At 44.1% G+C, this 21,783-nt stretch carries 18 protein-coding genes and 1 tRNA gene; 17 read left to right on the top strand and 2 right to left on the bottom strand.

Going from position 1 to position 21,783, the window contains the following annotated elements:
* The first annotated feature begins 271 nt into the window (after positions 1 to 271).
* The 7 genes from V6C21_RS03355 to V6C21_RS03325 all read left to right on the top strand — a co-directional run bounded on the left by V6C21_RS03355 (position 272) and on the right by V6C21_RS03325 (position 9,150).
* Positions 272 to 1,741: a DUF3502 domain-containing protein gene (locus tag V6C21_RS03355; RefSeq protein WP_479268323.1), complete on the top strand. Its 1,470-nt coding sequence runs from the start codon at positions 272 to 274 to the stop codon at positions 1,739 to 1,741.
* A 17-nt stretch (positions 1,742 to 1,758) separates the two neighbouring features.
* A complete protein-coding gene (locus tag V6C21_RS03350) occupies positions 1,759 to 2,655 on the top strand; it encodes an ABC transporter ATP-binding protein (protein WP_479268322.1) in 897 nt (298 codons plus the stop codon).
* Between the two features lie 68 nt (positions 2,656 to 2,723).
* Entirely contained in the window at positions 2,724 to 5,003 is a 2,280-nt protein-coding gene (locus V6C21_RS03345) for a hypothetical protein (RefSeq protein WP_479268321.1), read from the top strand.
* Positions 5,004 to 5,364: 361 nt separating this feature from the next.
* Positions 5,365 to 5,781 carry a DUF3237 domain-containing protein gene (locus V6C21_RS03340; RefSeq protein ID WP_034840405.1) on the top strand — a complete coding sequence of 139 codons (417 nt, stop codon included), beginning with the start codon at positions 5,365 to 5,367 and terminating at the stop codon, positions 5,779 to 5,781.
* Between the two features lie 144 nt (positions 5,782 to 5,925).
* Positions 5,926 to 7,116: a GDSL-type esterase/lipase family protein gene (locus tag V6C21_RS03335; RefSeq protein ID WP_479268320.1), complete on the top strand. Its 1,191-nt coding sequence runs from the start codon at positions 5,926 to 5,928 to the stop codon at positions 7,114 to 7,116.
* Between the two features lie 151 nt (positions 7,117 to 7,267).
* Positions 7,268 to 8,062: an alpha/beta hydrolase gene (locus V6C21_RS03330; protein ID WP_479268319.1), complete on the top strand. Its 795-nt coding sequence runs from the start codon at positions 7,268 to 7,270 to the stop codon at positions 8,060 to 8,062.
* 122 nt (positions 8,063 to 8,184) lie between these two features.
* Entirely contained in the window at positions 8,185 to 9,150 is a 966-nt protein-coding gene (locus tag V6C21_RS03325) for a carbohydrate kinase family protein (RefSeq protein WP_034840397.1), read from the top strand.
* A 193-nt stretch (positions 9,151 to 9,343) separates the two neighbouring features.
* On the opposite strand, the gene V6C21_RS03320 is transcribed toward V6C21_RS03325, so the two are convergent.
* Positions 9,344 to 9,420: transfer RNA gene (locus V6C21_RS03320), tRNA-Arg, on the bottom strand.
* Positions 9,421 to 9,748: 328 nt separating this feature from the next.
* Here V6C21_RS03320 and V6C21_RS03315 point away from each other — a divergent pair.
* The 3 genes from V6C21_RS03315 (at position 9,749) to V6C21_RS03305 (ending at position 14,847) form a co-directional block, all read left to right on the top strand.
* Positions 9,749 to 12,109 carry a methyl-accepting chemotaxis protein gene (locus tag V6C21_RS03315; protein ID WP_479268318.1) on the top strand — a complete coding sequence of 787 codons (2,361 nt, stop codon included), beginning with the start codon at positions 9,749 to 9,751 and terminating at the stop codon, positions 12,107 to 12,109.
* A gap of 261 nt (positions 12,110 to 12,370) precedes the next feature.
* Positions 12,371 to 13,561: an MFS transporter gene (locus V6C21_RS03310; RefSeq protein ID WP_479268317.1), complete on the top strand. Its 1,191-nt coding sequence runs from the start codon at positions 12,371 to 12,373 to the stop codon at positions 13,559 to 13,561.
* Positions 13,562 to 13,674: 113 nt separating this feature from the next.
* Positions 13,675 to 14,847: an iron-containing alcohol dehydrogenase gene (locus V6C21_RS03305; protein ID WP_045085238.1), complete on the top strand. Its 1,173-nt coding sequence runs from the start codon at positions 13,675 to 13,677 to the stop codon at positions 14,845 to 14,847.
* Between the two features lie 67 nt (positions 14,848 to 14,914).
* Here V6C21_RS03305 and V6C21_RS03300 read toward each other — a convergent pair whose 3' ends face one another.
* Positions 14,915 to 15,514 carry an ATP-dependent Clp protease proteolytic subunit gene (locus V6C21_RS03300; protein ID WP_479268316.1) on the bottom strand — a complete coding sequence of 200 codons (600 nt, stop codon included), beginning with the start codon at positions 15,512 to 15,514 and terminating at the stop codon, positions 14,915 to 14,917.
* Between the two features lie 386 nt (positions 15,515 to 15,900).
* On the opposite strand from V6C21_RS03300, the gene V6C21_RS03295 reads away from it, so the two are divergent.
* The 7 genes from V6C21_RS03295 (at position 15,901) to purF (ending at position 21,773) form a co-directional block, all read left to right on the top strand.
* Complete coding sequence (locus V6C21_RS03295; protein WP_034840386.1) at positions 15,901 to 16,521, top strand: chemotaxis protein CheC; 621 nt, start codon at positions 15,901 to 15,903, stop codon at positions 16,519 to 16,521.
* Between the two features lie 2 nt (positions 16,522 to 16,523).
* Positions 16,524 to 16,997, top strand: coding sequence for a chemotaxis protein CheD (locus V6C21_RS03290; protein ID WP_034840383.1), 474 nt, complete (start codon positions 16,524 to 16,526; stop codon positions 16,995 to 16,997).
* 82 nt (positions 16,998 to 17,079) lie between these two features.
* Complete coding sequence (locus V6C21_RS03285) at positions 17,080 to 17,517, top strand: NfeD family protein (protein ID WP_034840606.1); 438 nt, start codon at positions 17,080 to 17,082, stop codon at positions 17,515 to 17,517.
* 29 nt (positions 17,518 to 17,546) lie between these two features.
* A complete protein-coding gene (locus V6C21_RS03280) occupies positions 17,547 to 18,527 on the top strand; it encodes an SPFH domain-containing protein (RefSeq protein ID WP_479268315.1) in 981 nt (326 codons plus the stop codon).
* A gap of 449 nt (positions 18,528 to 18,976) precedes the next feature.
* On the top strand, positions 18,977 to 19,474 hold the full coding sequence (purE, locus tag V6C21_RS03275) for a 5-(carboxyamino)imidazole ribonucleotide mutase (RefSeq protein ID WP_034840377.1): 498 nt from the start codon (positions 18,977 to 18,979) through the stop codon (positions 19,472 to 19,474).
* Positions 19,471 to 20,181 (top strand): phosphoribosylaminoimidazolesuccinocarboxamide synthase, encoded by a 711-nt coding sequence (purC, locus tag V6C21_RS03270; RefSeq protein WP_034840374.1) that lies wholly within the window; start codon positions 19,471 to 19,473, stop codon positions 20,179 to 20,181. The genes purE and purC overlap by 4 nt, the downstream gene beginning before the upstream one ends.
* Positions 20,182 to 20,351: 170 nt before the next feature.
* Positions 20,352 to 21,773 carry an amidophosphoribosyltransferase gene (gene purF, locus V6C21_RS03265; RefSeq protein ID WP_034840371.1) on the top strand — a complete coding sequence of 474 codons (1,422 nt, stop codon included), beginning with the start codon at positions 20,352 to 20,354 and terminating at the stop codon, positions 21,771 to 21,773.
* Positions 21,774 to 21,783 lie beyond the last annotated feature (10 nt).

Raw genomic sequence — 21,783 nt, 5'->3', positions numbered from 1 at the left:
AGAGCTATAATCGAACTTTATATGGCAGTTCCTCTCCCGAGACTTCACCTAGTGCAACTGTCATATTAGATATTCCGTCGAACCACCATATGCTGTGCATTTCTGGCCACCACACTGTTACGATAAGTGGTGGTAGCTGGTCAAGTGACACCTATGACTATTAAGCACGACGTCTTTAAGTAAAGATTATTTAAAATATTATCCTTTGCTTTTGACTAGTAGAGCAGCGCGATGCGCTGCTCTACATTTGATTGTGAAAGAGGCGAACTAGATGAAAAAAATTGCTGTTGTTCTGTTAGCTTTTGCTATGTGCTTTACTTTTTTCGGCTGCGGTAATAATACCAGAAAAAATTCTAAGTCGTCAATACATAATTCATCATCAAAAAAGAACGAGCTTGTTTGGATAACAAACAAATATGCTCCCATTGATACGGATTTAGTAAATAAGCTGAACAGTCTGCTGAAAAAAAGGGGATATAATTTCCGTGTCAGTTTCAAGAAAATTGAAGACAACTGGGAATCGTATAGTCTTTTGCCGACAATTATGGAATTAAAGAATTCAGGTCAGCAGGCGGACTTAATTTATTCTGGCGTTGGCAATGCAGACAAGACTGTAAACAACTATTATGATTTTGTAAAAAACGGTATTTATACCGATTTGACGCAAATGCTTTCGACGGAGAGCGGACGGGCAGTGAAAAATGCAATTGATGATAAAATCTGGAAAGGGATAACCGTAAACGGGAAGATATACGGTGTTCGCGTTCAAGGTTATGTGGCAGTACCTGCCGCATTGGGATTCAATAAAGAGATTGTGAATAAGTATCATCTTGATATCTCAAATCCATCCGCAGACCTGTGGGATTATGAGGATATGCTCAAAAAGGTTTATGAAGGTGAAAAAACAAATAAAAAATTCAGCGCTTTAGTATTATTAACGGATTTATCGAATAACTGTCTGATGAATTATGATGCCATAACCAAAGCGATAGGTATTAACCTTATGGATCCGAGCGCAAAAGCAGTAAACATGTATGAACAGGATTATGTAAAGAAGTGGTTTATTACAACAAAACGGTATAGGGATCTTGGATTTATCTGCGATAATCCTGATAATTATTTCATGCGATATGAAGGCTACTTCGCAGAAAGTGGAACAGAGGGCTCAGGCAAATACAAGGTTAATATGCTTTTTCGTAAGATCGGTCCGCTCTATGCAAAACAATCAGCAGTCAACCACGCTATCAACGGAATTGCTTCTTGGTCAGAAAACAAGGAAAATGCCTTTGAGATGCTGAAATTATGCACTACAGACAAAGATATTGCAAATCTGCTTGTATATGGTATCGAAGGGCAGAACTACACGCTGAAAGACGGTAAGGTTGTTCCGAATAAAAATGATTATCATGATCCAATAAACCAGATGTTTTTTGCCAACAATCTGCTTTTATACTCGTCGCCTGAATTCGGGATAGATATGTCTAATTGCAAAGAATATAACGCCTCTGCTAAGGAGTCTCCTATCCTCGGCTTTTTCTTTGACGACAGCAGTGTCAAAAAAGAGGTTAAGGCTACCGACGCCGTTGTTGCGAAATACACGGAGCAATTGTGGGACGGCGAGGAAGCAAATGCCGAGGAGGCACTTGCGCAGATGCAGCGTGAGCTTAAGGCGGCAGGCATTGATAAGGTGCTAGATGAGGTGAACCGCCAGATTGAAGCTTGGAAGACTGTAAATAAATAAGGCAGGAGGACATAGTCATGACACTCGAAATTATCGGCCTTTCCAAAAGTTATGGGACAAAGCGTGCGCTTGATTCAGTCAGCATGACGCTGACGCCCGGGGTATATGGGCTGCTTGGGCCGAACGGTGCCGGAAAGTCCACGCTGATGAACTTAATAGTGGGAAATCTTGTGCCTGACGAGGGAAAGATTTTATTTGACGGGCAGGACATATATAAGATGGGGGCGAGCTTTCGCGCACTGCTCGGGTATATGCCTCAGCAGCAGGGGCTTTATGATACATTTACTGCGAAGCGCTTTCTTTACTACATGGCTTCACTCAAAGGAATAAAAAAGTCAGATGCCCGGGAGCAGATTGCCCGTGCGCTGCGCCTTGTTAATCTGGAGGGCGAAGAGAATAAACGGTTGTCGGCCTTTTCGGGCGGCATGAAGCAGCGCATACTTATCGCTCAGGCGATATTGGGAGACCCAAAGGTGCTGGTTTTTGATGAGCCGACTGCAGGGCTTGACCCGAAGGAGCGTATCCGTATTCGGAATTTGATAGCGGGCATTGCCCTTGAGCGCATTGTCATCATTGCAACGCATGTCGTATCGGATATCGAATATATAGCCAAAGAAGTCCTGCTGCTGAAATCCGGTTCACTTATAGCAAAAGAGGAGCCTGGTAGATTGCTTGAACGGCTCGAGGGCAGAGTGTTTGAGCTGACGGTGCCGGAGGAAAAGCTGGCGGAGGTGCAGGCACATTATAAGGTCGGGAACATCGCCAAAGTGCGGCAGGGCGTTGCGGTAAGAGTTTTGACAGATGTTCCGCCGAAGGAATACTCACCGCGTGAGACTGCCCCAATGCTTGAAGATGTCTACCTCGATTGCTTTGGAGACAAGCCTGAAGGCGAAAAAGTGCAGGTGACGGCGTAGTGCAGCTTTTTGTAGGAGAATGTGCTAAGGTTTTTCTCCGGCGGAGTTTTTTGCTCACGCTGGCGGCAATGCTCATTTTAAATGGCTTTTTGCTGTGGCGCAATGAAATAACTGCAGAGCCATCCCCAAATGCTGTCTGTGCGCTTTATTCCGACCTTTCAAAACTTTCTGATTCCGAGCAGGAGCGCATGCTCCAGCAGGGCAAGCAGAAACTGCAGGTGCTGCAAAACATCGAATATGGTGCGCCATTGACGGGATTAACAAAAGAGCAGGAGGCCCAATATAGGGCACTGTACAAAAAAGGTGGATACTTAAAATACACAAATGACATTTTTCATGAGTTGCGGCTTTATAACTATGTCCTCAAAGAATATAACCGTGTTCATGATTATGACAATTATTTAAAATCAATCGACGACAAGGCAAAACAAATGCGGAAGGTATCCATATTTTCAAAACCAGATACGTTTGATTACCGCAATATACAGAAGACTGCAGCGGAAATGTCTTCTTTGCGAGGGCGAAAACTCACATTTTCACTGTCTGGTGGCGTGAATATGGCGACAGGCTTTGCGGGCACCGACATTATCGCTGTGCTGTTGCTGTTTGCCATTTGTCTGAGGCTTGTCACATTTGAAAAGGAAAAGGGGCTGTGCACGCTGACCCGCACAACACCTCGGGGACGTGCGCGCCTGATGGGTGCAAAGATAGGTGCCGTCGCCGCGAGTGCTTTTGTGCTGTTACTGTTGTTTTACGCCGTCAATTTCGCTGTTGCCGGCGGGGTATATGGCGGGTTCGGCGATTTGTCGCGCACGCTCCAATCGGTGCAGGGCTACAATGGTTCTGGACTTATGCTGACAGTGGGGCAGTACCTGATATTGTATCTTGTAAGCAAATACGTCGCTTATCTGCTGGCGGGTCTTGTTTTGCTGCTGTTGTGCATACTCGCGCGGAGCCCTATTACGGCATACGCGCTGGCAGTGGCAGTTTTCGGCGGCGAATATGCGCTGTATGCCATTATTTCACAGTATGGGACACTCGGCGTATTCAAATGTATCAATTTGATATGCTTTTTGTTTGTCTCCCCGTTATACAAGGAATATCTCAATCTTGATTTGTTTGGATTCCCTGTGAATGTGCTGGTGGCATTGTCTATTGCGGTGCCGGTGCTGGTAATTGTGCTGATAGTGCTTTGTGTGTATACTTACAGCGTAATATCAGCTATGCCTCGAGCACATTCGCTGCGGCTTCAACTGCCGCGGCCAGGTGCCAGTGTGCATGTATCAAACCACGAATGGCATAAGCTGCTTATTCCCAACAGGGTGCTATTGTTGCTCGTCGCACTTATAGCAGTGCAGTGTTATGCATTGTTCCATTATTCCTCGTCATTATCAGAGGACGATGTCTATTACCGCGGTTACATGTTAAAACTCGCCGGGCCAGTGACGCAGCAGAAAGTGGATTTTCTCAAAGAAGAGCAGACTCGTTTTGACAAACTGGACGCGGCACAGGCGGCCTTGTCGCAAAAGTTTAATGAAGGCGAACTGACCCTTGCCGAGTTCACGAGGATGTCCCAATCGCTTGCTGTTCAGAGCAAAGGGAAAATGGCCTTTAAACAGGTGATGGAGCGGTACAATTATATTAAAACGAGCAAACGCCCACTGTCTTTCGTATATGACGGAGGATATAAACGGCTGATGGGACTTGACGGGATCGATGACGGATTGATGGATGCCTTGATACTTGTGATTGCAATTATCGGCTGCTTTGCTGGCGTTTTTGCGATAGAATACAAAAACGGTGCGGTTCAGCTTATCCGGGCTTATCCAAAAGGGCGCGGCGTCACAGCTCGGATTAAAATGCTCCAATGTCTTGTAATGCTTATACCGATCATTGTACTGTGTTATGCGCCGGATTTGATTGGTGCCTGCCGATATTACGGCATTGTTCAGCTTTCCGCCCCTGCTGCCAGTATACCTGAGTTTTCCGCAATGCCGGAATGGATGACGCTGTTCGGAGTGCTTTGTATGTTTTACGGCGCCCGGCTGATTGCCGCAGTTTGCTGTGCATTGATTGTGTTGGCTTTGTCGCTCTATACACGTTCTTCTCTTGCGACACTGATTTCCTCGTTCATATTGTTTGCCGGGCCGGTGCTGTTAAGTATGCTCGGATTTCCGCTTCTTGATACATTTACTCTTAACGCATTGCTGCGGGGATTCAGACTACTGTCACAAAGCGGTGCTGTATCGGCAGTACAAACAGTGGTACCTGCTGTACTCGCAGCGGCAGTTGCTGTGCTGACAATTATGCGTTTCTCTAAAACCGGACCGCTGCTGAAAAAGAGTTAGATACGATTGCTAATCATATATTACTGCATAATTGTGATAAATACGGTATTTGACACCAATTCAAAAACCGCAGTCCTTTTGGACCGCGGTTTTTCGGTTATTCTCTAATTTTAATTACTCAAACTGCGGAAATATAATTTATATGTGGATTTGAAGCGGTTGTAACGACGGAAAACCAAAACAGTTCTAACATATAGCGATATACGACTTTAATAAATTTGTATTTTATAATATAATCATTTTAATGGAATGTTTCAAAATTTCAGTGACGTTAAAAATTTCATGCTATGCAACTCAGTAATTTCACCAAAGATAACCTTTATGAAATGATATAAGTGTATACCGTTTTTTAGGAGGACATATGACTTTAGAAGCAGAACTTATTATGAAAATCCATGTCCAGTGTGAGAAAGATATGGAGGTCAAGTCCGACGGCAGCGGATATCTGAGGGTAATTCCGATTGTCGGAGGAACGTTTGAAGGGAAAATTAACGGAACTGTTGTACCAGGCGGAGCAGATTGGAACACTCAGCGGGAAAATGGCATCTCTCATGTTTTTGCGAAGTATCTATTAAAGACGGATGATGGGGTTTATATCGCCGTTGAAAACGAGGGTAAAATACCAAATGGCTCGAAAGCACTTATTAAAACTTCGCCGAGATTTCAAGTTGACGATAATTCAAAATACGCATGGCTTAATTCAGGAGTCTATGTCGGCTCACTTACTATTGGTGAAAAGGAAGGCCAGATAGAAATAACAGTTTATAAGATGAATTGATATTTTTCATGAGATAAATAAATTTAATTCGCTGGCAGCGATAGCCGAATAAGTATTATTATAAATAAAATACAGTATTAATGGGCAAAGAACAAGCAAACTATATCAGCTCGTTATCGAGTAAATAATATGGGAGGTACAATTATGGAATGGAAGACAACATGGAGCTATCTTCTGATAGACTACAATTCAAGTATTGGCACAATTGAAAATCTTACACAGCGTACGGTTTTCAGAAACAATCTTTCAGGGGAGAAAATAAGGATAAGATTTTCGAACCTTTTTTCAGATAAGCCGCTCATACTCGAAAGTGTTGTCATTTCAAAGAAAGAGCGCGGCGGTGAGGAAATAACAAACTTTACGCCGGTAACTTATAAAGGTAATACAAAAATAACAATTGAACCTCGTAAAGAATTTTATAGTGATCCTGTTGATTTCTCTATTAACTTTAATGAAGACATTGTTGTTTCTGTTTATATAAAAGAAAAGAACGATATATATGCTGGTTGCTCTTCATGGTCGGCAAAATGCTTTACGACAAGGTACGGCATCGGCGGCGATTTTACCCGTGAACAAAGTTTTAAAGAATATGATAGCTATGACGTTTTTCCCGCTCTTAAGTCTGATCCGAACAAATCGGACGAGGTTATAGGCTTTACCAGCCTCGAAGTTTATACTGATGAGAACGTAAAAACGCTATCCTTGTTTGGCGATTCCATTACCCATATGTCTTATTACAGTGATGCGCTGACAGATAAATTATATAAGCTTTTACCAGGAAAGATAACAGTTCTCAACCGCGGTATCAGCGGCAACCGGCTTCTTCATGATCACACCGTTGTGCCGGAGATAATAGGCGGAGGTTCAATTTTTGGTGATGCAGGAGTAAAGCGTTTTGAAAAAGACGTATATAAATATGAGACGCCGGAATATGTGATAATGCTCATTGGTGTCAACGATTTCATGCACCCCTATGCTTTTAATCACATTGAAGAAGTTGTAACAGTAGATCAGTATAAAGAAGGCTGCCTTAAAATTATTGAAACAGCGCACAGACATTCAAGCAAAATTTTTCTCGGAACAATAATGCCGTTCAGACACGAGGAAAACGATTGGTTTGAAAAAGCAGAGAAATTAAGACTTGAAGCTAACCATTTTATTAGAACTCAGAAGGTAGCAGACGGAGTGATTGATTTTGATTCCGCTGTGAGGGACGAGGAGAATCCACAGTATATTAAGGATGGGTTACATCTAGGTGACGGACTCCATCCGAATACCCCTGGTGGTATTAAAATGGCTGACGCTATACCGGTAGAATGGTTTAAGTTTCAATAAAAAGTTATTGATGGAGTGATAAAGAGAACTGGACTTAAACCATTTACACGACTGATCAAAGATATTGTCGCCGGTATTGAAGTCGTCTTTATAGATGCGGGTGAACCATTAACATAATCTCTTGCAAAATTGGGAACGGAGGGATCGGGTCATGGCTCTTTTTCAGGTAGACTTTTTTTCAAAGTCTTTGGCGGGGGTAATGGATTTTAAAGTTATTCTTCCAAATGACACTGTTCCGGAAATGGTGCAAGGCAATCCGCATTATAAACGTTCTGCAAAAACCCTTTTTTTGCTTCACGGCTATTCCGGAAGCAGCAAAGATTGGCTAACAGGCAGCCGCATTGAAGAACTTGCGGGAAAGTATAATCTCGCCGTTGTAATGCCTAGCTGCAGGAATAGTTTTTATCTTGACGGCAAAGGAACGGGCAATGCTTATTGCCAGTATGTCGGCAAAGAGCTTGTGGAATATGTCCGCAAAACATTCGGTATTGCCGGCAAGCGGGAGGATACATATATTGGCGGCCTTTCAATGGGCGGCTTCGGGGCAATTCACACAGGGCTTGTTTTTCCGGATACTTTTGAAAAAATCGTCGCTCTTTCGCCGGCCCTTATAATACACAATATCGAGAATATGAAGGAGGGCGACAAGGATTTTGTTGCAGACTACTATTATTACGCCTCCGTTTTTGGTGATCTCGATAAATTAGAAAACAGCCCCAATAATCCGGAATTCCTTATCCGTAAGTTAAAAAAAGAAGGCAAGAGAATTCCTCCGATTTTCCGCGCCATCGGGACAGAAGACTTTCTAATTGAACCGAACAGGGCTTTCGCCAAGTTTCTTAAAGAAGAAAATGTGCCGGAAACTTATATAGAAAGCCCAGGGGTCCATAACTGGGATTTTTGGAACGCATATCTTGAAAAGTCAATAAAGTGGCTTCTTGAGTGATTTTATAGTAAATCTTCGGACTGGCGGCAAGTGGATATTCATGATAACCCTAAGATCTGGGATAATACAGATGTCGGTAACTGGTGGCGATATTGAATCAGTATTTAAGGGGTATTGCAATTATGAGTGAAGTTGTAGCGCTTGGCGAGGTGCTTATTGATTTTACTCCCGCAGGGTTTTCACCGGCCGGAAATCCTATTTTTGAAAGAAATCCGGGCGGGGCGCCGGCAAATGTCTTGGCTATGCTTTCAAAACTCGGGATAACTACGTCCTTCTGCGGCAAAGTAGGGGACGACCTGTTCGGGCATGACCTTAAGAATATACTCGAAAAAGCCGGCATTGAAACAAAGGGGCTCATCCTCTCAAAAGATTTCAACACTACTTTCACGTTTGTTGAACTTTCGCCGGACGGGGACCGGAATTTTGGTTTTATAAGAAAACATGGTGCGGACAAAGAGCTGACAATAGACGAGGTTGACCTTTCCATACTTTCAGGCGCAAGGCTTTTTCACTTTGGCGGCGTTTCGCTTACGGAGGAACCGGCAAGGAGTGCAACACTCCATACTGCCGGAGAAGCAAAAAAGAGAGGGCTGCTTATTTCATACGATCCAAACTTCCGTGAACCGTTGTGGAGAGAGAAAGACGCCGTTGGAGTCCTTTCGGAAGGCTTAAAGTATGCTGATATTCTCAAGGTTTCCGATGAAGAATGCCGCCTGCTTTCCGGTATTGATGACCTTTGTGAAGGTGCAGAATATATTTCAAAGACCTATGGGACCAAGATTATATTTGTTACAATGGGTGCAGAAGGCTCCGCGTATTACTTTAAAGGAAATTTTCACAAACAGCGTACTTTTGACGTAAAGACTGTTGATACAACAGGAGCGGGTGATGCCTTCTTTGGGGCAATGCTTTACCGTATTCTCAAATCGAAAAAGGAACTGCCGGAATTTACAGCATCTGAACTTGACGAGTTTTTGCGCTTTGCCAATGCCGCAGGTTCACTTGTTACAACTCAAAAAGGCGCAATCATGTCAATGCCCGATATCGCCAAGATAGAAGATCTTATAAAAAACGGCAGAATCCTGTGACCTAATTAATTTTTCTATATAACATAACGAGCATAACAAAAGCCCTGGCGCTATAATTGTTGGCGTCAGGGCCTTCGTTTTTCAGAGGTAATAATAGTGTATAAAAGGGTATGTACCAATTTGGCAGCATATAATGTAAATTGCAACTTTCAGATATAATAAAACCCCGCACAGTTATCTGCGTGGGTTTAACTGGTGCGCCAGGAGGGATTCGAACCCCCGACCTTTTGATTCGTAGTCAAACACTCTATCCAACTGAGCTACTGGCGCGTGCTGTATTTTCAAGTCGCTTAGATATATTATCATACCATTACTAATTTGTCAAGCAAATTTTTTAAATTGATATCAAGGTGTTGTTTGGCAGGTATTTGGCTAATTAAAATTTACAATTATTATATATTTATAAATCAATATAGAAAATATCAAATATTGTCGAATATAAAATGAAAATGTTGACATGCAGATAAAATGTGCTATTATTAATTTAGATATATGATAATACATAATAATTATTTATTTTACATTTAAGTTAATGTTTTCCTTGCTATCTGATTGACTTTATATTTTTTCAGATAAAAAAGTAAAGGAAGGCTTGAATATGTCAAAAGATTTAAAGAGTCTTGAATTTTATCTTGACAGATTAGCGAACGGAGATTTTTCGTTCAGTATTGACAATAAATTACTTAAGAAGAAAAATAAGGCCGGAAAGATGGCGAGACTTGTCAAAACCATAGCGGACAAAGAGCGTAAAAAAGCAGAGGCTCTTAAAAATCTATCGGACGGTAATTTCGAGGCATGCTCTATTGCCGATTCTGATGATATTTCCTTGTCCTGTATAGCGGAAATAGCGTCATCCCTTAAAAATATAAATAATCAGATTGAAAGCATTAATGAAAGAATTGGCAACGGAGATACAGCGGCAAGGCTAAACACCCGATCAAAGGGCGGTTACAGGCAGATAGCCCTCGGCGTCAACAAAATATTAGATGCGGAATCCGAGTCGCTTTGTGCCGCGAACGAAATGGTCAAATCCATGTGCCTTAACGATTTCTCTGTGCAGATGGTTACCGGATTTACAGGCGTATTTGAGGAGCTTGCACAGGGCCTTAACAAATTGCGTGAAAAATTCATTGAGATACAGCAAAGGTTCACCCAGATTTCAGACGGCAATTTTGATGGCATTGAACACATGAGAGAAAACGGCGCTCTGAGCGAAAATGACGGCCTGACCCCTGCCGTAATAAAGGCATTTGATACACTGAATGCGTTCGTAAACTTTGCCGGAGGCGCTGCTCAGAATTGTGCCCAGGGCGTGTTGTCCGGTGCAGAGACCGGCGAGTATGAATTCACCGGTAAATACAAAGCGGCAGCAGAGGATATCACCAGAGCAATCGGTACTGTTTCACTGCTGCTCAAAGAATACACAAGGGTATTGTCGGCAATGTCAGTTAATGATCTGACGATGCAATTTGACCAGAAATTTGCCGGAGACTTCGCACAACTGAGCAAGGCGGCCGAAGATCTGCGCAGCCGCATGCTGTATATTGAATCAACGCTTAAGCAGATTGCCCAGGGCAATGCAGGGGCGGTTGATCTGAATGAGACAGAACCGCTTAACGAAAACGACGGGCTGACACCTGCACTAAAGATATTGACAGAAAATTTGAAGTCTGTTGAAAATGTTGCTGCACAGATTTCAGATGCCACGGCTGAAGGGAATCTGTCCTTCCATATCAGTACAGATAATGTGGGCGGCGGAGTTGCAAAACTGTATTCCGCGCTTAACACAATGTTTAGCAGCATTTCTGAACAGCTCAATGAAATATCCTCAGTTATCGAAAAGCTTGTGAGCGGCGATACTTCGGTAGAGATTACAGAGGACTACAAAGGCATATTCGGCAAACTTAAAGATAACCTGAATGCGTTAATACTTGAGAACCGTGAAATTGTAAGCCTTACGACGGACATTTTGAACGGAATCGCCGACGGAAACCTTGATATAGATACGATAAAGGATTTGCCCGGGGATTGGAACGGTATTCCCCATGCGCTCAATAATATTGTGAAAACGATGAATGAGCTTATCGGCAATATCCACAACGCGGTCAACGAGGTTGCAGCGAGTGCAAATCAGGTCGCTTCAGCAAGTCAGGCGCTGTCACAGGGCGCGGCTGAACAGGCAAGCTCAATAGAAGAACTGACCGCTTCCATCTCGGAGATTGCTGCAAAGACAAAGAATAACGCCATAAATGCCGGAGAAGCGAGTAATCTTGCTAAGGCAATGCGTGAGAGCGCCATTTCAGGCAATAAAGAAATGAGCGAAATGCTCACTTCAATGAAGGAAATAAACGAGTCGAGCCAGAATATTTCTAAGATTATTAAGGTTATTGACGATATAGCTTTCCAGACAAACCTTTTGTCGCTGAATGCGGCTGTTGAGGCTGCCCGCGCAGGTCAGCACGGCAAAGGCTTTGCTGTGGTAGCCGAAGAAGTACGCAATCTTGCGGTGCGCAGCGCTAATGCCGCCAAAGACACGACTGAACTTATTGAGGGTTCAATAAAGAGAGTGGAGAAGGGAACACAGATTGCTTCCGATACCGCAAAAACGCTCGGCGATATAGTCAGCAGTGTCGATAAAGTTGCTGGCCTTATTGAAAATATCGCGGCTGCATCGAATGAACAGGCAACAGGTATTACACAGATAAATCAAAGTTTGGAGCAGGTTTCTAAGGTGGTTCAGACCAACTCCGCAACGGCTGAACAGAGCGCGGCTGCCAGCCAGGAACTGTCAGGACAGGCCGGACTGCTGAAAGGCAATGTGGAAAAATTCAAACTAAAGGTCAAGGTTCCCCCAAAAGCCGAAAGTATACCAGTAAAAGCTGAAATACATGATGACATTGATGAAAAAATTGATGAAAAAAAGGATACATCGCTTAACAATGACTTCGGAAAGTATTAATCAAAATACGTATTTAGCAGAAAAATGGCCGGAGATATCTCCGGCCATTTTTCTGCTTGTGTAATGGCCTATGGCTTTAAAAAGTATTATAACCGGGCAGTTGCCTACTGCGGACAAAAGCTATATTTAAGATAACCGTTTACTATTGACAACTATGGTAGAATATATATAAAAATTGGAGACTCGAATTAATGCTTGACTAAGAAGCGGGTGGCAGCGCTTGCGGCCAAACAGTTAATGCGAGTGTGTCGGGGAGGATTTATGTATTCGCTTTTGCTTGCAATAATATATCTTGCATTTATCAGTCTCGGTTTGCCCGATTCGCTTCTCGGCTCTGCGTGGCCTGTTATGTATAGGCAGTTTGGCGTGCCGCTGTCATATGCCGGTATTATAACAATGATTATAGCCGGCGGAACAATCATTTCCAGCCTTATGTCCGACAGACTGACGAAAAGGTTCGGTGCTGGCCTTATAACTGCTGTCAGCGTTTTGATGACGGCAGCAGCTCTGTTTGGTTTTTCAATTTCAGGTTCAATAATAATGCTGTGCCTGTGGGCAGTACCATATGGGCTTGGCGCAGGCGCAGTTGACGCGGCCCTGAACAATTATGTCGCGCTGTACTACACTTCTAAGCACATGAACTGGCTGCACTGCTTTTGGGGCGTCGGAGCGGCTATAAGCCCTTACATTATGAGCTATTGCCTGATGAGCGGGGCAGGCTGGGCTGCCGGATACCGCTCGGTGGCGGGTATTCAGATTGTTTTGACGGCAATACTTTTTATCAGTCTCCCGCTTTGGAAAAAGCCATCAGCAGATAAGGGCCATACAAATTCGGGTGCAGTATCACTCAATCTGTTTCAAGCTTTGAAGATTCCGGGCGTTAAATTGGTGCTTGTTACTTTCTTCAGTTACTGTGCCGTTGAGACTACGACGGGTCTATGGGCAAGCAGCTATCTTGTCCAATACCGTGGGGTAAACACTGAAACTGCCGCAAGGTTTGCTTCATTGTTTTTCCTCGGCATAACTTTCGGGCGGTTTCTCTGCGGCTTTATTTCGGAAAGGATTGGCGATAAATGGCTTATCCGCTACGGGATAATCGTAATTATGGCCGGAATCTTGTTAGTTGGCCTTCCTGTCGGAACTGATGTTTTATCACTGTTTGGGCTTATTGTTATCGGGCTCGGCTGCGCTCCGGTTTATCCGGCTGTTATTCATTCAACGCCTTCCAATTTCGGCAGGGAAAATTCACAGGCAATTATCGGTATTCAAATGGCCAGTGCCTACACCGGCAGCACATTTATGCCTCCGCTCTTTGGACTGATTGCTGATAATGTGAGCATCGGAGCTTATCCTATTTTTCTTATGATTTTTGCGGCCCTTATGCTGCTGATGTCAGAACGGCTCAACATAACAGTTTCGAAAAAGAGTATTGATCAAAGCGATAAAATTTAATTGAATCAAAAAAATATTTACTATAGTTTTTGAATATAAATAAACACTGGTTTTTAACATAAACAAATCAATTTGTGAAATATTTTAAATTAAAACAAAAGAGGGGAATTTATATGGAAAACTTCACCTTCTATGCACCGACATATTTCAGCTTTGGCAAAGGCAGTGAAAAAGATATCGGCGCCCTTGTCAAACGTTTTGGCGGCAAAAAGGTTCTTGTCCATTACGGCGGCGGCTCTGTTAAGCGAAACGGCATATTTGATAAGGTTATTGCCTCGCTTAATGAAAGCAACATTCCGTATGTGGAGCTGGGCGGTGTGCGCCCAAACCCGAGAAGCGGCCTTGTTTATAAAGGCATTGACATCTGCCGCAAGGAGAATATAGATTTTATTTTGGCGGTAGGCGGCGGCAGCGTTATCGACTCAGCAAAAGCCATAGCCGCCGGAACGGTTTATGATGGTGACTTCTGGGATTATTACAGCACTGGCAAAAAGGTTGACCGCGCTCTGCCTGTCGGTACAGTACTTACAATCGCGGCGGCGGGCAGTGAAGGCTCTCCTGACTCGGTCATAACCCATGAGGACGGCATGTATAAGCGTGGGGCTTCCGGCGAGGCACTCCGCCCGAAATTTTCAATTTTAAACCCCGAATTTACCGAAACCCTTCCGGCATATCAGACCGCCTGCGGCATTTCGGATATTATGGCCCATGTATGTGAAAGATATTTTTCAAATACAAAGAATGTTGAGATAACCGATAGGCTATGCGAAGGCGTACTCAAGGCCATGATTGAAGAGTCGCCTAAGGTTATTAAAAATCCGCATGACTATGAAGCCCGCGCTAACATCATGTGGGCAGGTATGGTTGCGCATAACAATATTGTCGGCGTCGGTCGCGAGCAGGATTGGAGCAGCCATGCGATTGAACATGAGCTTTCCGCGCTGTATGATGTAGCTCATGGAGCGGGGCTTGCCGTAATAGTGCCGGCGTGGATGAAATATGTCATGAAGAAAAATCTCGGCAAATTCGTTCAGTTCGCTGTACGTGTCTGGGGCTGCGATATGAACTTTGAGAATCCGGAGATTACGGCGATGGAAGGCATAAACCGTTACAGCGCATTTCTGACCTCCCTCGGCATGCCTTCAAACTTTAAAGAGCTCGGTGCGAAAGAGGAGGATATTCCTACCCTCGTAAAGCACCTCGGCGCTACTGACGAGAATCCCATTGGAGGCTATGTAAAACTTGGGCCTAAGGATATAGAAGCAATTTACAGGCTTGCTCTGTAAGCGCAATAAATTGTGCAGCAAAAAGCGGGAATTTCCTAAAAGGAAATTCCCGCTTTCTTTGCATAAATTAAATCAGCGATTTCAGTTCATCGTAACTCTTAATTACCCTTGACACGATGCCGTAATCTATCGCCTCAGAGGTGTTCATCCAATAGTTGCGTTCTGTGTCGACGTCAACCTTTTCTAAGGGCTGTCCAGTCGCTTCGCTGATTAAGCGGTTAATTCTTTGGCGCACGCGGATCATTTCCTCTGCCTCAATTTTAATATCGGCAGCAGGCCCTCTGACTCCGCCCAAAGGCTGATGTATCATATAGCGCGTATTGGGCAGGGAGAAACGGTTTTCTTTGTCAGCGGCAAGATAGATAGTGATGCCTGCGCTTGCCACCCAACCTGTGCCAATCATAATGACTTTCGGTTTGATGAACTTTATAATGTCATGGATAGTATCGCCTGCTTCTACGTGACCGCCCTGACTGTTGATGTATATTTTTATTGGGTCGTCGCCCATTTCTTGAAGAAGCAGAAGCTGCATCGTCACTTTTTCTGCCAAGGCCTGATTTATTTCACCGCAAATGATTACTGATCTTGTTTTAAGGAACTTTTCGGCAAAAATATTTTTGTCACGTGCATTGTCCCTTTCTTCTTCATCCGGATAATATATGGCCATGATTATCAACCTCCAATCACAATCAGTCAGTTATCGAATGTTATTATATCATGTGCGGCATAATTAATGCAATAATCTGGTTATTAAGGCAAATGGATAACAGCCCAGCCTAAGGCGCTATGTATTTAGAGCTGAAAAAGTATGGCTGGGCGGGAGATACAGATTTGCGATATAATACATGACCAAAAACAATTTAACATTTGTTTTAATATGGATTTAATCTTATTTTTGTGGTATTATTTTATCATGAGAAGCAATATACTATGCAAAATGGCATGAATAAGTGATTAAATTCCTAACTTTTCTTGGGTTTCATCTTTGTACTGTAATACATCTGTAGTCAGGATTAGACAGACGCAGTATATTGGTGAAAATTATATAAAGGAATGATCCATTTGGAGAATTACGAAAACTTAAGCGAAACACAAAAGGATGTTTTGCGAGAAATTGGAAATATAGGCGGAGGCAACGCAGCAACGGCGTTATCTTCAATTTTGACCGGCAGGGTTAATATGTCATTGCCGCAGTTGCATATTATTAATGTAAATGAAATCGCGGAATTGCTCGGCGGCCCTGAAAAGGAGATTGTCGGCATACTTGTTACGATGACGGGAGACATCCAGGGGATGCTTTTATTTTTGCTCGATAAAGCATTCACTCATATGCTGATAAATGTTCTCCTTGGCAAGAGTATTGACAGTTTTGAAAATATTAATGATATGGATTTGTCTGCCCTTAAAGAAATAGGTAATATTCTTGCCGGTTCTTACATAAACGCTATCAGCACACTTACAGGGCTGCGGATAAAATTGTTCCCGCCTGATATCGCTGTAGACATGGTAGGGGCCATACTTAACTATCCGGCGGCGCAGTTTGGCGCAATGGGCGATAAGGTTCTTTATATTGAAGAAAACTTTTCAAGCGGTCAGGATTGTGTTAAGAGCCATCTTCTAATTATGCCTGAACTTGACTCACTCAAAATTATGTTCGATCGTTTAGGTGTTTGATAATGTCAAATCTTATTGTTGTCGGAATTTCTGATTTTAAAATTGCAAGAGTACCTGACATTCTTGTTACATATGCGTTAGGCTCGTGTGTCGGAACTTGCCTTTATGACACCTCGCTTAAACTTGCCGGACTTTCTCACATTCTGCTGCCGGAATCGTCAATATGTAAGAACGACAACAATGTGATGAAATATGCTGATACGGCAATTGTAGAGCTTGTCCGCCTTATGGAAAGGAATGGCGCCTCACGCTATAGGATGATTGCCAAAATTGCGGGGGGCGCAAATATGTTTGCCTCGACAGGTACAAGTGTGGGCGAAAGGAACGTAATTGCGGTAAAAAATGAGCTCAATAAACTCGGCATAAGGATTGTCGCCGAGGATACAGGCAAGAACTATGGGCGGACTGTCGAGTTTAACCCGGAGGACGGCTCAATGTTGGTCAAATCCGTTTTGCATGGTATTCGTGTGCTTTGAAAGCACATTGATGCTGGTTGTATTAAAGATACAAGGAAAGATAATTGTTTTTATAGTTTTATATTTGAAATGGGGTGCTCAGATGGATACAACATGGCTTATAATTTGGCTTGCTGCCGCAGTAATATTCGGCATTGTGGAACTGGCAACTGTTCAGCTTGTATCAATTTGGCTTGCCATAGGCTCGGTTGTAGCTATGATTGCATGTACTTTCGGGGCTCCGGTTTGGGTTCAGTTATTGGTTTTCGGCGCGGCGTCAGCTCTCTTTCTGATATTAACCCGTCCATTTGTTAAAAAGGTTATAAAAATAAAGACTGTTAGCACAAATGCGGACAGAATGATCGGAAAAACTGTGGTCGTGACTGAAAAGATAGGCAAAAATTCATACGGAGCAGTCAAATTTTCAGGTGTTACATGGACGGCTAAAAGCGAGAGCGGGGAAGAGATTCAAACCGGTGAAAATGTCATAATAAAGGCGATTGAGGGTTCAAAGCTGATTGTCTCCAAAAAGCAGCCATAAATAAATTTATAATGTCAGGAGGAAAAATCATGGATACTTTGGAAGTAATTATCTTGGGCGTGTTTATTATTGCGGTTTTGGCTCTTTTCATAAGCTGCATTAAAATTGTCCCCCAAGCACATGCTTATGTAGTTGAGCGGCTCGGAGCATACCATGTCACTTGGATGGCAGGTTCAATCAAATTCAAGGTTCCGTTTATCGACAGGATTGCAAAGGTCATTTCACTCAAGGAACAGGTTGTAGTTTTTGACCCGCAGCCGGTTATCACGAAGGATAACGTCACAATGCAGATTGATACTATAGTATTCTTCCAAGTAACCGACCCGAAGCTTTATACTTACGGCGTAGAGCACCCGATAATTGCCCTTGAAAACCTTACGGCGACAACGCTCCGTAATATTATAGGTGAACTGGAGCTTGACCATACCCTGACTTCACGTGATGTAATAAACACCAAGATCCGCACTGTACTTGATGAAGCTTCTGACGCGTGGGGCATAAAAGTAAACCGCGTTGAGCTTAAGAACATCGTGCCTCCTCGTGAGATACAGGACGCGATGGAGAAACAAATGAAGGCCGAACGTGAGCGCCGTCAGGCAGTTCTTCGTGCGGAAGGTGAAAAGACCAGCCAGATACTTGTTGCAGAAGGCCAGAAAGAATCACAGATTTTGCAGGCTGAAGCACAAAAACAGGCTGCAATACTTAAAGCTGAGGGTATTAAAGAGGCAAAAATCCGTGAAGCAGAAGGTGAAGCCGAGGCTCTCAGAAAGGTACAGCAGGCTTTGGCGGACAGCCTGAAAATCTTAAATGAAGCAGCTCCTACCGATAAAGTCTTGGCGCTCAAATCCCTTGAGGCGTGGGCCAAGATAGCAGATGGAAAGGCGACAAAGCTTGTGATCCCCTCGGAAATGAAGACACTTGCATCCCTTGCTGCGTGCATTAAGGAATTTGTTTCCGATCCGGCCGCCGACCAAAAATCCCCGGTTTCTGGGGCGCCGGTGCAACAGTGATTCTTTGCAAAAAAAATTAAGCCAGTTGATAATTAATATCGTACAAATTATACAAATAAGAATTATGCTCACCAAAACACTTGAAAATGAGTCGTTTTTCCCATACAATATAATTGTAATTCAATAATTTAATATGTCAGTTCGGTCGGTGTTCAACAGCGTTTTATTCCTCATCTGCCGGTGAGGAATTCTCCGCGGTTTTGACACCGTTGAAATAGAATGTTTGAGTTTGTGTGAGCATAATGAATGGCGTGATAAATTCGGGGGTGTTTCTTTTGTCTTCAATGCGTTACAGCGCTGCGGTTAAAGGCTTCATTATGGAACTCTGCGGATATTTATCATGCGGTATAAGTAGTGAAAGTAAAATAAAGGAATAATTGCAAAAAGAAGACACTTCTTACGAAGTGTCTTCTTTTGTTTCATTCAATAACTATTGGAGGGTATAAAAAATGAAAAAAGTAGCTGTTATATTGGGCAGCGACAGCGACCTCCCGGTGGTCAAAGGCTGTATTGAGAAACTCAAGAGTTTCGATATTCCATATGAAGCCCACGTCATGTCGGCTCACAGAACTCCTGATGCTGCTGGGGCCTTTGCCGAAGCAGCGGAGAAGAATGGTTTTGGGGTTATCATTGCGGCTGCAGGCAAAGCGGCCCACTTAGCCGGCGCTCTCGCGGCACGTACGGCGCTGCCGGTTATTGGGATTCCGATAAAGTCCTCAACACTTGACGGGCTGGACGCACTTCTGTCAACAGTCCAGATGCCGTCCGGTGTTCCTGTGGCAACCGTTGCGATTAACGGCGCTGAGAATGCGGCTATCCTTGCGGCTCAGATACTCGCCCTGTCCGATGAAGGACTGTCAAAGAAGCTTCTTGAGATGAAAAAACAGATGGCTGATTCAGTTAAAGCAAAAGATGAAAAATTGCAGGCGGAGGTACAGAAACTATGAAAAAGCTCGAACAGATTTATGAAGGCAAGGCAAAAAAGGTATTCAAGACCGACGACCCTGAACTTTATATCGTCGATTATAAGGATGACGCGACAGCGTTCAACGGACAGAAGAAAGGTACAATCAAGGGCAAGGGCGCGATCAATAACCGCGTCACAAACTACCTTATGAAGATGCTCGAATCAAAGGGTATCCCGACACATTTCGTAGAGGAGCTTTCGGATCGGGAGACTGTTGTTAAGAAAGTTTCTATTGTACCTCTGGAAGTAATTGTGCGCAATATCGCTGCGGGAAGCATGTCAAAGAGGCTCGGTATTCCGGAAGGAAAGCCGCTTCCCTGCCCAGTGCTTGAGTTTTCATATAAGAACGACGAGCTTGGCGACCCGCTGATCAATGAATATCACGCTCTTGCAATGGAACTTGCGACAAAAGAAGAGATTGAGACGATAAAAGAGCTGACATTCAAAATCAATGATATTCTGGTCGAGTTCTTCAAGGGCGTAGGCATAGAGCTGGTCGACTTCAAACTCGAGTTTGGCAGAACCAGTGACGGAAAGATAATACTTGCCGACGAGATTTCACCGGATACCTGCCGTTTCTGGGATATAAAGACCCATGAGAAACTGGATAAGGACCGTTTCAGACGCGATCTCGGCAATGTTGAAGGCGCCTATCAAGAGATTTTACGCCGCCTTTTCGGTGAATAATATAGCCAGTTATAAATCGGAATAACGTGCGAAAAGCTTCGCTGACAGTAGTAACCGGATTTTCATGTGAATAAATATTAAGTGCACTTATGTGACAGATAGGTTTTAAGCAGGTATAGTGTCTGCGGCTGTCAAGCGCCCGCCGCAGGAGTGCAGGGAGGGAAAAAGAGATGTTTGATGAGATGCATGAGGAATGTGGGGTTTTCGGTATATACTGCCCAGATGGCAGTCTTGACCCTGCGCACCAGACTTACCTTGCACTGTACGCGCTGCAGCACCGCGGACAAGAGAGCTGCGGCATAGCTGTAAACGATAAAGGTGTAATCATATCGCAAAAGGATTTGGGACTTATTCCGGAAGTTTTCAACGAAGTAGTGCTCAATCACTTAAGCGGCGGCAATATGGCGATAGGCCACGTAAGATACTCGACAACCGGTTCCAACAACCGCGATAACGCGCAGCCGCTGGTAATGAAGTATATAAAGGGTACAATTGCCCTTGCACACAACGGAAATCTTGTCAATGCCTATGAACTGCGCAGTCAGCTTCAGCTTTCAGGCGCAATATTCCAGACAACAAACGACTCGGAAGTAATAGCATATATTATCGCAAAATGCAGGCTGAAAGCACCGTCCATCGAACGCGCGGTTGTTGAGGCAATGAATACGCTGAAGGGCGCTTATTCGATAGTGCTTATGTCGCCGAAAAAACTTATAGCGGCCCGCGACCCGAATGGATTCAGGCCTCTCTGCATGGGCAAAATAGGGGAGAATATAGTATTTGCCTCTGAAACTTGTGCGCTTGACGCCATTGGGGCGACCTTTGTTCGGGACATCGAGCCGGGTGAGGTTGTCGTCGTCAGCGACGGCAAGGTGGAAAGCATAAAAGAGCACTGCGGCGGCAAAAGCAGCCTGTGTATCTTTGAATATATTTACTTTGCCCGTCCGGACTCGATAATAGACGGTGAAAGCGTACATATGGCACGCCGGCGCGCCGGGGCGCTGCTCGCAAAGCGGCATCCGGTGGAGGCCGACCTCACTGTCGGCGTCCCCGATTCGGGAATTGACGCGGCCCTCGGTTATGCCGAAGAATCTGGCATACCGTACGGATTGGGATTTATTAAAAATAGATACGTCGGGCGTACATTTATTCAGCCGACTCAGGGTCAGAGGGTCAATTCGGTTAAAATAAAGCTGAACGCTCTTTCAAGCGCCGTCAAGGGCAAAAGGGTCGTAATGGTTGACGACTCCATTGTGCGCGGCACAACAAGCGCACGCATTGTCTCGCTGCTCAGGGAAGCAGGCGCAAAAGAGGTTCATGTCAGGATATCCTCGCCTCCTTTTAAAAATCCGTGCTTCTTCGGAACTGATATAGATTCGAGGGATAAGCTTATCGCCTGCCGGATGTCGGTTGACGAGATATGCAGAACTATCGGTGCCGACAGCCTGGGTTATCTTGATGCGGAGGACCTTGAAAAGCTGGCGCCGAACGCGAAATGCTCGTTCTGTACGGGCTGCTTTACGGGCAGATACCCGATGGAAGTACCAGACGAGATTCCAAAAAACAGATTTGAAACAAAATTTGATGTTTAACCGGGAGGAC

Source organism: [Clostridium] cellulosi (assembly GCF_036762875.1).
Taxonomy (GTDB): domain Bacteria; phylum Bacillota; class Clostridia; order Oscillospirales; family Ethanoligenentaceae; genus Ruminiclostridium_D; species Ruminiclostridium_D cellulosi.
The sequence above is the reverse complement of the archived record's forward strand: the minus strand, read 5'-3'. Positions and strand labels throughout refer to the sequence as shown.